Below are 13,553 nucleotides of genomic sequence, written 5' to 3' on the forward strand. Positions count from 1 at the left end.
CCTCCCACTTTAAAACAAACAATGCGCTTGTTAAATCCTAACGAAATAAATGGGTACTATAACGCAAATCAGGGGTTCCCTCAATAGAAGGAACCCCCTTTTTGCAAAATAGTACTACTTATCGCATTGACAAGCGATCATCATCCGGCGTTTCGGACGATGCGTTCGTCACGCCGCGAGGCGTTGCACTGCCCAGCGGAAGGATCGAACGGTCGCCTGCGGGCAGAACCTTGAAATAACCCCACTGGCCCGCCTGCTGATACGGCGTTCGGGCGTTCAACCAGAGGTAGGTGCCAGGATTCTGGTACGTACCGCCAGCGCTGAAGAACGCCTGAATGTATTCGCCACTGCCGAACTCTTCCACGTCGATCATGTCAGAGCCCTCTTGATTCAGGTGACGACGCCATTGGTGGCCATCGAGATTGAACATCTGGTTCTGCTCGTTATGAGCGCCGAAGACGTTGATCATCACTCGGTCGCCTGCATGCGCTTTCAATACAGGCGTTGCCGGGTCTTGATCGGCCGCGACACAAGGCGTGAAGATATTGCCCAGTTCACAACCCTCGTCTTCGCGATACAGCCAAGGCTCCAGGCGATAGTTCACGCCCGTCAATCCTGCTACGTTCTGCAGGTAAGGCATGAACGAGGTGCCGAGGATGTTATCCTCATCCTGGAAGTACAATGCAAAGTCACGGTAGTTCTGGAGTTTTGCATTCTCAGGATGCGTCCTGTCAATGATTACGTCCGCTTTCCACGAGTTACCGAGGCTGATGTCTTTGCCCGTCTCTGGATCGCGATAAACCGAACCGCGAGGTCCAATGATCAGAGCGCCGAACATACCGTCGCGGACGTTGGTCGTCAAATTACCGAAGTCCCAGATCAAGCCACCGTTGATGTTAAAATCAGGGTGCGCATAGAACGTGTAGACTTTGGATTTACCCGGAGCTACCGTCTGGTCGCCCGGATTGTTACCCACGTTGATGCCCTGTGAATCCAGAGGATCGAACGCGATGTTGTTCATGTGAATCGAAGCGTTGCCTTCCGCAAGGCGGTTGGTCAGCTTGATCTTCACACACTCGCCGATGTTAGCGCGAAGCGTCAGCGGATGAGGCATATGCTCCTCATCATCAGCCGCTTTACTGACCTCGCCTTCCAGTGCGAAGATTTTCGCATCGGCGTTGGCGAGGAGCAATTTGCGCTCGAAATCAACTTCGATCTCGTCCTCGGCGTTCGGGTTGAACTTCAGCTCGCGATTGATCGCAACCACGCTGAAATTCTTAACCGGAGCTTTGTCCGGGCACAACTTGGTGCTGGACTTCTTGGGATGCTCGTTGCCCGGCAATACTTTAAGATCCGCCTGGATCTCATCGTACACTCGGAACAAGCCCCAGGTACCTTCAGAAAGATGCGAGGTACGACCGTCGTAATACATGTAGTCGCCCGCCATCTCCTGATATCCGCCTGCGGTGGTCGCCAGGTCGTAACGCTCTGCGATACCAATGTGAATCGTATTGGTCACGCGAGAGTCTCCATCGTAGCGCTCTGGGCGATAACCATGTCCAGAGACAACGAAGGTATGCGTTTCATTCATCATTCCGTGCAGAAGTCGGAACACAACGCTGTCACCCACATACGCCCGAATGATTGGGGTATCGGGGTCACGATGCGCTCTGCTCGAGAACAGAACGGATGCATCCGGATTCGCTCTCAATCGCGCTGACAAGGATGCCGCGCGGAAGTTGAATCCGCCGCCTGTCGTGTGCGTGCCGCCGTTCAAGAACGGGAACGCTACTTCAAGCATGTCGGACGGCATCTGGAAAGATACCGACTGACCCGCCGCAATGGCGTTCTCACGAGACAGTCCCGGAGGATTGCCTTCGGTCACCAACTGAGCCGTGTGCGGAACCGTGTCATGCAACTGAGCCACGATTTCGCGGAAACTGCCGTTTCGATTGTAAGCGAAAGGCTCGGTGCCATGAATATCGGCTACCGGGCCGCTACGAATCGGCTTGCCGGTTTTCGGATCATGATACGTGGAACCCCACGGCTCTACGATCGTCGAACCAATACCGCCATGCGGCCAGGTCGTTGCGCCAAACGCGTGGTCATGCCAGAACACGAGTCCAACGTCAGCGTCTACCCACCAGCGGTAACGAACATACTCGGTGCTCACGATCTGTTGCGCGGCGTGGGCGTGCGTCATGCCCTCCGTGAACTTGATCGTGTATTTTCCATCTTCAGCAAGACCTTTACGCGGGTCTGGCGTGATGGATTCAATCCAACGAGCGTCCTTGCCGTTTGCCGTTTCGATGCCGACAATGATGTCTGCTCCGGCATGGAACGGAGTGGCTTCTTTAGCCATCTGGATTTCGATGGTGTCGTCGCCCGGTTTGGTTGCTTTCAGAAGACGAGCGTTCATCGGTACCGGCATGCCGACATGATGTCCGTTTTTCATCTTCTTGTCGAACTGACGATAAGACCTCATGGACTGGTCATACGAGAAGCCCGTAATAACGCCGTCTGAAGCCTGATTGTCAAACTGGAAAAAATGCGGATGGATGTTGACTTTCGACATCTGGAAGTTCGTAAAGTCGTCGTCGTTCCATTCGCTTGTCAGAAGCACGTCCACGCAGTCATACACGTTGGCGCGAATGACCAGCGGAATCGCTTTCTTCTGATCGGCTTTCACTTCCGCCATCTCTTCGTCAATTACGTAGATCAGACCGTATTTGTCGACGATGGGCGGGGTGTCGCCATAAGCCCCGGACAACTCAATTGGGGTATTGATGAAATGCAGATTGTACTGCTTGCGGCCTGCGCCAGCAGGACAAAGGCTCCAACGTCCCTGCTCGCCCGGTTTAGCAGGCGCGCTACTCTCAACGTTGTTGCCGGAACGTCCGCTACCCGACTCCGATGCCGTGATGATTTTGTCATCGGTGTGCATATGGAAAGGCTCCAGCCAGGGAGCGCCGCCATGATGTCGCGCGAACGGTACCCGCTTGCCAAAATGCGGCGTGAGATGCGGCCATGCCAGTTTACCCGTCAAGGGGCTGAACTGAATGGGATGTCGCTTCCCAGGATGCGGGGATTTGTACTTAGCCGTATCATAAGTCGATTCCTTTTCAGTCATCGCCTTATTGCCGTCCCAAACCCAGTCAAGAACAGATCCATCATAGGAAACAATGGATGCTTTCTCATCATCGGTGTGACCCGGCTTGCCTTGCGGCGGAAGCATGTACTTAACCCAGTCTTTGATGTTTACGACGCGAGTCTCCTGAGTCCAGTCGCTCGGCTTGTCGTCAACGATCTGGTACTTGGTGCCAAACCAGTCCATCGTCTTGTTCACCAACGTGTCCGAAGTCACGCCGTGCGGAATGCGGCCTTTACGGTCAGGCAATTCCACCAGAGGCTTCATGATGTCGGTGCTACCGAACGGATAGTTGCCGTCCTGCATCGTGTTGTACACGCGCCAGTAGCCCCACATACCCGCAACATAATGATGCGCTACGTGACAATGGAACAAAAAGTCGCCAGCCAGTCGCTGACACAATCCGGAACCACACTCGGTTTCCAGATCGAGAGCTTCGGACGGGCCGATTACTTCAACGTCAACACGGTCACTGGTGGTTCGTACCACTGGGTACTTAACCGGTCCATCCCATGCCGCCGTGGTCAGATTTTCAAGCTGAACTTCACGCTTGGGAGAACGCGTCCAACGGATCGTTCCGCCATGCGGATGATGTGAATGAAACACTTCGCCGCCGCCGTGGATCAGGCGGAACTTTGCAGGATCGCCCAGGTACGATCGGGGGATCGTCGTCGGAGCGTCAGCGAAGGTGTAGGAGCTGTAAGAAAGCGATTCATCTTCAAAATGGAAACGCTTTTCCTGTTGCGCCAGATTGTTGATACCGAAAGGCTCACTGCGATAATTGATCGCGCGCGCCGAAGGACGGTAAGCGTCAGTCATCGGATCGCGTTGCGGAATCATCTCGCCATGTCGGTTCAAAGGTCGGAAAGATTCGTCGCCAACTTCGTGATAGAAAATAACGAACTCACGAAAATCTCTTCGCTCTTCGTTAGCGATCATGACTTCCCAGCCGTTCCACATGGGCGTGCCATCGAAAGGGCTGAGGTAGGTGGAGCCAACCGGCTCTACCATGAATGCGCCAATCAATCCCAACGAAGACGGATCACGACCCGCATGACTCTGAATCATATGCGCGCCTTCCTGCTCGTCAATCGGGATGTACCATTCAAATTCCTGCGTTTCACCGGAAGGAATGATCGCGCCAGGAGTCGCGGCGGTTGCCGGTTGACCCGTGGAGCTGATGATCATTGCCGAACCGTTGACCTGGAATCCGATGTCCTCGTCTTCCACTTCGTTCGTTACCTTGAAGCGTACACAATCGCCCTGGTTGCCGCGGATCGCCATCGGTTGAATCGCGTCGCCCTGCAAACCATTGCTCAACGCGCCCGGATCCATTTCGGTATCGTCTTCGCGCGCCGCTCGATTGAGTTCTTCTTCTGCCCGAACTTTGTCAATATCGTCGGTCAGAACGTACATATATCCGGGGAAATAATCTCCCCACTGGTTCAACGTGATCTCTACGTTGATCGCAGTGATATCGTATACTTTAGTGGGAACGCCGCTCGGACAATGAGCGCCCTTATACACTTTGGCCGCCGCTTCAGAAGGTCCGAGCAAAAAGCTCTGGCCCAATTGATGCGCCGCCCAGGAATCATGAAACCCGCCGCCCGAAGACGCCGGAGACGCATGCTCCTTGATTTTGTCCTGGAGCTGGCCCATTAACTTCATCCAGGTTTTGTTAAGTTGCTCCTGGTTGCCATCAAGACCGCTCATAACCTCCTCGTAATCGACTTGGTTTTCGAGCTTCTTCAACCAGGTTGGCCGGTCCACGCCGTCATTATGACCTGCATGCCCGTCCGGCGAGTGACCATGATCTGCCACTATTCCCGCAAATGCAGGAGCCGAAAAGGTTAGCAGAGAAGCCAAAATGACAAGCACGTGCCATATCTTCCGGCTTCTTTTGACACGAACAATCATGTGGTTTCCTCCCTAATGTTTCCACCTCTAACGGTGGATGTTAATAAAACCAAAATTCCCCCTTTTTATGATCAAGCCCTTATAAAATGGACGCTTCATAAGGGCAAATCAAGACGTAGGAATAGCCCTGCGAATAGTCGGCAACAATATCATTTTTAGTGATCGCGTACAAGAGTCAAATGCAATTTTTCGTCATTTCTGAGAATCGTCAAAAACGTAGGAGAACCGATCTGAATTTTATCCATTATTTTATTAAATTCCCATTTTCCAAGGACTTGCTGACCGTTCACTGAAGTGATGAGATCGCCTTTATTAACGCCTCTTTGATCCGCGGAACTCCCTATTACTACCTTTGAAACAACAATTCCTTTTAAACCCTTCAAATAGTACTGTTTACCTATTTCCCCGCCAAGATTTTCGACAAAGATTCCCATAGCGGGAAGCTCGTCCGTATTCCTTCCCTCGGACACAATCTGCGAAGCGAGTTTGACCATGACCGGTACGCGCTTGCCTTCTCGAAACAGCTCGACCTTGACAGACTGCCCGGGGCTGACCGATCCGATCAAACGAATCAGTTTGTTGGGTGAGTCAACCTTGCTTCCACCTATTTTCAATATGATGTCGCCCACCCGTATGCCTGCAGCATGCGCCGGGTCTCCATCAAACACAGCGTTGACGAGAACGCCCTCATCTCTTTCGATTCCAAGTTTTTCGGCAAGTTCGTCGGGCAAAGGATCGATACTCACTCCCAGCCAGCCGCGCTGGACTTTTCCATGGGCCACCAGTTGGGCGATGATTCTTTGAACGATGTTAGATGGAATAGCAAAGCCGATACTTTGCGCGTAATTGATGATAGCTGAGTTGATTCCGACGACCTCTCCTTTCAAATTCAGAAGCGGGCCGCCGCTATTTCCCGGATTGATGGAGGCGTCGGTTTGAATGAAATCTTCATAGCGCGATAAATTAATATTCTCGCGATTGAGTCCGCTGACAATGCCAAAGGTAAGAGTGTCGTGTAAACCGTATGGATTGCCGATGGCGAATACGAACTGTCCGACCTTGAGCTTACTTGAATCTCCAAAAACAGCGGTGGGCAAGGGGTTTTCCGTTTTGATGCGCACGACCGCCAGATCGGTGTCTTCATCCGTTCCAACAATCTCGCCGATATGATCTTCCCCGCTCAACAAGGTCACTTGTATTTTTTGCGAGGTCTTGACGACATGACTGTTCGTTACAATCAATCCTTTCACGCCATCGAATATGACGCCGGAACCGGCATTGGCGGCGCGACCGCCTTCCTGACCGTGTCGGCGGATCGAGGGCGAGGGTGGAACGTAAGGCGATAGATTAACGACGGTGGGACGGGCCTTTTCTGATAAGGCGACCAATTCCTCTTCCGCTTGCTGAAGGATGGACAACTGACTGCTTTGCGAATAGCCGATTCCGGGAACCATCAGGCATAGAATGAACAATAACGTTGGGAATTTCTTCAAGGTTATTTAATGCCTCCGGAGTGGACCGTTTTATGTGCGGGTGGATGTATGACGGCGCTTATCCAAATTGAATTGAAACAAAACTGATCGGTAAATGCCTTGCAAAGCTTAACAACAGGAGCTGAAAATCATCGCTCTTTCTTGAATAAATCCATAACTATAAAAAACCACCTCCAAAGTCAAGGATTTTCAAAACCCCTGCAAGTTCGCATATTCCACATATTGTCTTTCTCTAAGCGTTAGACGAAGGCGCGTCAATTTGCTAAAATACTTATATTCACGCTATTGGAGATGAGAAATGGAAATTGATGCAAAACGGTTTGAGTCAATGCCGGTGATGGAAATCCTGCAATGGACGATCAAAACCTTTGATAAAAAAGCCGGGCTGGCTTCAAGCTTTGGCATGGAAGATATGGTACTGCTCGATATGCTGAGCCGACTTGAGGGGGATATCACCGTATTCACTCTAGACACAGGCCGACTCCCGGAAGAGACCTACGAGATCATGGACCGCGCTCGCAATAAATATAAAATCAATATTGAAGTTTTCTTTCCTGAGCAGAAGGCGACGGAACAACTGGTGCGCGAGAAGGGATTCTATTCCTTCCGGGAAAGCGTGGACAACCGCAAGGAATGTTGTTTTATCCGCAAGGTGCAACCTCTGAAACGCGCTCTGTCCGGCCTCGATGCCTGGGTCACTGGCTTGCGCAGGGAGCAGAGCGTCACGCGAACGGATTTGTTCAAGGTCGCCAATGATCCTGACAATCCGTCTCTCGTGAAAATCAATCCGCTAGCGGACTGGACCGTTAAACAGGTGGAAGATTATATTCGGGACAACAACGTACCCGTCAATGCCCTGCATGAAAAAAATTACCCCAGTATCGGTTGCGCCCCTTGTACGCGGGCGGTTGCTGAAGGGGAAGATATAAGGGCGGGTCGCTGGTGGTGGGAAAACCCGGAACATAAAGAATGCGGCTTGCACATCAAACGCTGAGCCTCAACGGGATGTTGAAGGCGCGGACGCTTCTTTTATCACTTGCGCTACCAAAGGCATGACCTGACGGGCCGCGCTCATGGATCGTCTGAAAATATTGCGATCCGCTTTATCGCGTGAAAAAACCTGCTGTATCTGGGCCATGAATCGTTTCAACAAATCCGGCAGTAGTTGCCATGACAGAATCATGACCTTGAACAACTCCGGGGCGCCTCCCCCGGGCGAATCCTGATTCCCAAAGCGGCTCTGCAAAGACTGCTTGATATCCAAAGGGGACGTTGTCCGCGTAAAGATCAGGGATATCCAGATCATGACGATCAATCGAAGGCTCATCTGCAGGGTCGGCTCGACGAACTGCATCACATCCACTAGGCCGACCCGCCCTCCCCCGCCGCTCAGCGACGGTTCCTGAAAAAACAGGGAGGCTCCTGCCATCATCACAATGAATACCCGAAACGAGCGCAAGGCGGCCAAAGCCGAGAAAAAACTTTGCCCTGACAAACGCCAGAAAATCCATACCAGCGAAGCGACTCCGGCAAGCCCCCAGCCCTTGCTAACGCCCGCCGCAATGAACAGCGCAAAACAAAGCGCCAGCTTTTTTTCAACGGATACCGTATGAACCGGGCTGTTGCCCGCCCGATACGCCCCGCCATCTAAATTTTGAAACTGATGCAAATCTGTCATAGACTCCCATGATAAATCAGAATCGAAAGAGTTCCAACTCGGCTTTTTTCAACACAACGAATGCATCATAATGACCAACGAACAAATCATCCTCAAAACGCGGGACTTTATAGAATCTCGGCTCGCTGGCGACAGCTCCGGGCACGACTGGCTCCATATCGAACGAGTGTGGAAACTGGCGCAAACCCTTGCCAAGGCCGAAGGAGCCAATCCAGACATTGCGCAACTGGGCGCGCTGTTACACGATGTGGCGGACTGGAAATTCTACGACGGAGACGACAGTGAAGGTCCGCGCCAGGCGCGCCAGTGGCTGGAGTCGCTGAACGCGCCGGAAGAGTTGACCCGGCAGGTCTGCGATATCGTTGCAGGAGTTTCCTACAAGGGCGCTGGAACCGAAACGCCTATGACCACTCTGGAGGGCAAGGTCGTGCAGGACGCGGATCGGCTGGACGCCATCGGGGCCATCGGAATCGCTCGCGCATTCGCCTACGGCGGCGCGCATGATCGACTGATCTTTGATCCCGCCGAGGCGCCGCAAATGCATTCCAATTTTGAGGAATACAAAAAAAACAAAGGGCACACGATCAATCATTTCCATGAAAAACTGCTTTTGCTCAAAGACCGCATGTTGACCGAAACGGGCACGCGCATGGCCGCAGAGCGACACCGCTTCATGGAAATTTATCTCGAACAATTTCATGAGGAATGGGATGGCCAACGTTGACAGCGTCGTCGAAGCGGCAAAACTACTGGTAAGAGCGAAACGCGTTTTATTTCTCACCAGCGCGGGAATGAGCGCTGACTCCAACATTCCCACCTTTCGCGACAAAGAAGGCTATTGGAGAAATTTCCCTCCGTTTCGGGAAAAAAATCTGGAGGCGCAGGACCTTGCAAGCCCCTGGGCGTTTCGCAATGAATTGCCGCACGCCTGGGCGTTTTATGAATGGCGAAGGCGCAACGCAACAGAAAACACGCCGCATGAAGGCTACGCGATCATCAACGAATGGATGGCAAACCGCTTCGAAGATTCGTTCATTCACACCACCAACACCGACGGTTATCACCTCCGATCCGGCGCTCCGCTCGAATCGGTCATGGAAGTGCATGGCTCCATGTGGCGCCTGCAATGTCTTGATGTTTGCACCCAGGAATACTGGCCCGAAGAAACCAGCCCGCTTTGCGAGTTGGACCTGGACACGATGAAAGCGTCCAACTACCCGACTTGTAAAAATTGTGGAGCGATTGCCCGTCCACATATTCTCATGTTCGGCGACGGCGACTATGTGGGCCACGCCGGGCAAGAAGCGCATTTCGTCGAGTTCCTCCAGCAACCAGTCGACTTGGGGATATTGATTGGCAGTTCAGGAGCAGTGCCAACAAACGACTATATCGCCTCTCGATTGCAAAGCGCGGGCGCTCGCATAATCAACATCAATCCAGACCTCTCCGCCAATCGCATTGTCAATACCGATCACTTCATTTCACTGCCCAGCAAAGCCGCTCTGACCCAGTTGAACGACCTGATTTGAAGCGTCCGGATTATAACTCCAGCGCGCTTGTATTTTAATTTTCCAAGCATTTCAATTTATAGTATCCTTCTGTCAATAAATTAAGGATAGGCCGTAGACCATTTTAAAATCTTACGGATATTGAGGAGAATAACTGGCCATGCAGATCGTCATTTTATTGTTTGCATTATTTGGATTCAACATCGCTCCCGCATACGCAGGTTGTGAGAAAGAAGAAGTCTGTTCGATGATAGGGACAATGGGCCATTTTGATATCTTAAATCAATGTCCCAATGCAGGTCCCATGCTGGCTGAATGCAAGAAGGTCAATGAAGCAATCCTTGAAGACCTGCAAGCGCCAAACTTTGTAGATAATGGCGACGGCACAATTTCCGACACGACAAACAAACTGCTATGGGCAAAAACGGGTCTGCGCGAAGAAGGAGCGCTCGTCAGAGCGACATTTAAGGACGCTAAAAAATTAGCCTTCAAATCCAATATTGGCGGTAAATTCGGATGGCGCCTACCGACGCTCGTTGAATTGAAAACCCTCCTGTTTGAAGAGAGAATCATCAATGCCAGCGGTAAAAAAGCCTGGATCAATCCCCTCTTCGACGATGGAACGGGGCATTACTATTGGACAAGCACATCCTGCGCGGAGATTTCGGTGATCGAGGATCGCTATCAAAAGAAAATCTGCCAACAAGGCGAGCAAGCGGTATGGCTGGTGCATTTCAACATCAACGCGGTGTTCTGGCATCACACAACGGCGGACAATTACCATATCTGGACGGTTCAGGAACTCAAGTAACCCGATCGCTTCAATTAAATGATCCCTTAAGAACGTTTCCTGCATCTAACAAACACGTCTGCAATTCAGGCGTCATTTCCAAACGTTTATATAGGGAGACAGAAAATTTCTACGCAATTAAAGTCCAGTCTTGAGCGTTTAAAGATTTCCAATTCCATGGCGGAACTGGGAACCGATTTTTGCCAGTTCAAATCCCCGGATCCCGTCACCGACCCTTACCTTGTCAATTTTAGCCCCGAGGGCGCCAGTCTGCTGGGCCTGACCCCGGACTGCGTTAACGATCCTGATTTTGTTCAGATTTTTTCTGGCAATCAAGAACTGCCCGGTTCCCGTCCTTTGGCGATGGCTTATTCAGGCCACCAGTTCGGTTCATACAACCCGCGCCTGGGGGATGGACGCGGACTGCTTCTCACCGAAATCGATGCCGGCCACGGGTCCTGGGATGTTTACCTGAAAGGTTGCGGTCCCACACGTTTTTCCAGAGGCTTCGACGGTCGCGCCACACTGCGCTCTTCCATCCGCGAGTATTTGGCGGGAGAAGCCTTGCACGCGCTCGGCGTCCCCACAACCCGCGCTCTGGCCCTCATCGGCATTCGCGATTTGATTTACAGACAACGCCCGGAACTGGCGGCGATCGTCGTTCGTCTGAGCGATTCGCATATCCGCTTTGGCAGTTTTGAATTTTTTCATTACACCAATCAACCCGACAAGACCACCCGCTTACTCGACTACACTATTGAAAAACAGTTTTCAGAATTTGCCTCGCTTCCCGACAAATATCTGTTGTTCTTCCGCGAGGTCATCAAACGCACGGCGACGATGATCGCGCTCTGGCAATCCGTCGGCTTTGTGCATGGCGTGATGAATACCGACAATATGTCGATTACCGGAGCGACTTTCGACTACGGCCCCTTCGGCTTCATCGACAGATTCAACCCGCATTTCTCTCCAAATTCTTCGGATCATAACGGACGTTACGCTTACGGTCAGCAACCGGAGATCGGTCACTGGAATCTGGGCAAACTGGGGGAAACCTTGACGCACCTGATCGACCCGGACGACCTTGAAAGCGAATTGAAAAACTATCAACCGGTATACAACCAGACATTAAAAGAACTGTTCGGAAGAAAGCTGGGATTGCAGGCGCTGGACGAATCCTTTTCCGATCTGGTCGGGCGCATGTTCAATCTTCTCAGCAAAAGCCAGGCTGATTTCACAAATTTTTTCAGACTCCTCGCCGAATACCCCGAAGGCTCCTGGCAGGATTTGAACAATTATTTCGACGACAAGGCCGCGCTCGATGAATGGCTCAATCTGTACAAAAAATTGATCGATCGTGAGGGGGAGGATTTCGCCGACCGCAATCAGGCAATGAACCAGGTCAACCCCCGGTTCATCCTGCGCAATCACCTCTTGGAACGAGCGATCAGCAAGGCCCTCCAGCAATCAGATTTTTCCGAAGTGGAGCGCCTGCGTCTGCTCTGTCTCAATCCCTTCGACAACGCTCCGGGTGATTGGGACGAAACGGATATTTATTTTGACGACACCCCGCAGTCCTTTGTCGAATGGCGCCTGAGTTGTTCCGCCTGACTGCCGACGACAAAGAATACACCTGAAAGGATACTGTTATGATAAGAATGGATGCAGAAGTCACGGAGGTCGTGTGCCCTCCCAACCAAGCGGGACAAAGTCGTGCGATCTCGGTTTGGGTGCCGGACACGGAAGAGCACATCGAATTCACCCTCAGGCTTGAAGATTTTCAAAAACTCAATCTTGCCGAGGGCGACAACATCACAATCAAAATCGAGAAAAAATTCGACGTGGATGCGCTCGCCCGAGACCTCTTGAATAATACCTGATCGTTCGGCCCCGGTCGCCGTCTGTAAACACATGACTGATTTAACACAACTGGGGGAATTTGGTTTCATCGGAAAAGTGGACCGTTTGCTCACCGCAAAATCTGCCAGCGTCCATAAAGGCATCGGCGACGATTGCGCAGTTTATGAAGAACGCGGCGGCAAGCGCTACGTCGCATCGACCGACGCGCTGATCGAAACCGTGCACTTCAAGCTCACAACCACAACGCCCGAACAACTGGGGATGAAATGCATCTCCGTCAACGTCAGCGACGTGGCGGCAATGGGAGCCGTTCCGCAAAGCGCGCTGATATCCCTCGGCATTCCAAAAACAATCTCCTATGCTTTTCTCAAACGCTTTTACCGCGGCATCAATCGGGCTTGCTCTGCATACGGCATTCAACTCGCCGGCGGCGACACCGTGTCCTCTCCCAAACACCTGTTCATCAATATAACGATCTTCGGGGAAGGCAAAGCCAGGCGCATCTTTTACCGTTCCGGCGCCCGGCCCGGCGACGCGATCCTGACTACCGGCTTTCTTGGAGACTCGGCGCTGGGCCTGAAAATATTATCCAGTCCCAGGCGCGCCTGGAAGCTGTCCAAAGCAGACCGACGCTATCTCACGGAAAGACATCTCAATCCCAGAGCTCGCTCTCTTGAAGCCCAAAAACTGGCCAACTCTTCCCTGCGTGTCACCTCAATGATTGACATCAGCGACGGGCTGATACAAGACCTCAAACATCTTGACGCCGCCTCTGGAACCGGATCAATTATAGACTCCGCACAACTTCCTCTTTCACCCGCCTTCAAACGGGTATGTGCCGCTAATAAATTGAATTTATGGGAATTAGCTCTGAGCGGTGGAGAGGACTATGAATTATTGTTTACTTTAAATCCCTTAGATGTTAAAAAAATAACCAAATTATTCGACAAGACCCATTCCGGGGCGGTTCCGATTGGGGAGATAACAGCTCTCCCTGGCAAATTATTGCTGAAAGATCTCGAAGGCCGACCTCAATCCGTTAAAAACTTGATGGGCTATCAACATTTTTAATTGGAAATGGGCGATTCTTTGTTATTGGCGCAGAGCTTCGACTCTCGTCAGAATTCCTTCCATTTGAAGGAAACCCAGCCCATGTGGA

10 protein-coding genes are annotated in these 13,553 nt (G+C 51.8%); 7 read left to right on the forward strand and 3 right to left on the reverse strand.

All coding sequences use genetic code 11. From position 1 onward, the window contains the following. Window positions 1-118: 118 nt before the first annotated feature. Window positions 119-5,065, reverse strand: a complete 4,947-nt coding sequence (locus G3M78_12395; protein QPJ66150.1) for a hypothetical protein — start codon at window positions 5,063-5,065, stop codon at window positions 119-121. 155 nt (window positions 5,066-5,220) lie between these two features. Continuing rightward, window positions 5,221-6,558, reverse strand: a complete 1,338-nt coding sequence (locus G3M78_12400) for a PDZ domain-containing protein (protein ID QPJ66151.1) — start codon at window positions 6,556-6,558, stop codon at window positions 5,221-5,223. Between the two features lie 328 nt (window positions 6,559-6,886). On the opposite strand from G3M78_12400, the gene G3M78_12405 reads away from it, so the two are divergent. Beyond that, on the forward strand, window positions 6,887-7,552 hold the full coding sequence (locus G3M78_12405; protein QPJ66852.1) for a phosphoadenylyl-sulfate reductase: 666 nt from the start codon (window positions 6,887-6,889) through the stop codon (window positions 7,550-7,552). A gap of 3 nt (window positions 7,553-7,555) precedes the next feature. Here the strand turns inward: G3M78_12405 and G3M78_12410 are convergent, their stop codons facing one another. Further along, window positions 7,556-8,236: a hypothetical protein gene (locus G3M78_12410; protein ID QPJ66152.1), complete on the reverse strand. Its 681-nt coding sequence runs from the start codon at window positions 8,234-8,236 to the stop codon at window positions 7,556-7,558. A 70-nt stretch (window positions 8,237-8,306) separates the two neighbouring features. On the opposite strand from G3M78_12410, the gene G3M78_12415 reads away from it, so the two are divergent. The 6 genes from G3M78_12415 (at window position 8,307) to thiL (ending at window position 13,465) form a co-directional block, all read left to right on the forward strand. Then, window positions 8,307-8,960: an HD domain-containing protein gene (locus G3M78_12415; GenBank protein ID QPJ66153.1), complete on the forward strand. Its 654-nt coding sequence runs from the start codon at window positions 8,307-8,309 to the stop codon at window positions 8,958-8,960. Continuing rightward, window positions 8,947-9,765 carry an iron dicitrate transport regulator FecR gene (locus tag G3M78_12420; protein QPJ66154.1) on the forward strand — a complete coding sequence of 273 codons (819 nt, stop codon included), beginning with the start codon at window positions 8,947-8,949 and terminating at the stop codon, window positions 9,763-9,765. Before G3M78_12415 ends, G3M78_12420 begins: the two co-directional genes overlap by 14 nt. 139 nt (window positions 9,766-9,904) lie before the next feature. Then, window positions 9,905-10,555: a DUF1566 domain-containing protein gene (locus G3M78_12425; protein ID QPJ66155.1), complete on the forward strand. Its 651-nt coding sequence runs from the start codon at window positions 9,905-9,907 to the stop codon at window positions 10,553-10,555. A 156-nt stretch (window positions 10,556-10,711) separates the two neighbouring features. Then, window positions 10,712-12,145 carry a YdiU family protein gene (locus tag G3M78_12430; GenBank protein QPJ66156.1) on the forward strand — a complete coding sequence of 478 codons (1,434 nt, stop codon included), beginning with the start codon at window positions 10,712-10,714 and terminating at the stop codon, window positions 12,143-12,145. Between the two features lie 41 nt (window positions 12,146-12,186). Then, window positions 12,187-12,414 (forward strand): hypothetical protein, encoded by a 228-nt coding sequence (locus tag G3M78_12435; protein ID QPJ66853.1) that lies wholly within the window; start codon window positions 12,187-12,189, stop codon window positions 12,412-12,414. A 31-nt stretch (window positions 12,415-12,445) separates the two neighbouring features. Next, window positions 12,446-13,465, forward strand: a complete 1,020-nt coding sequence (gene thiL / locus G3M78_12440) for a thiamine-phosphate kinase (GenBank protein QPJ66157.1) — start codon at window positions 12,446-12,448, stop codon at window positions 13,463-13,465. Window positions 13,466-13,553: the final 88 nt, after the last annotated feature.

Origin of the sequence: Candidatus Nitrohelix vancouverensis, from assembly GCA_015698305.1 — a bacterium.
GTDB lineage: Bacteria > Nitrospinota > Nitrospinia > Nitrospinales > VA-1 > Nitrohelix > Nitrohelix vancouverensis.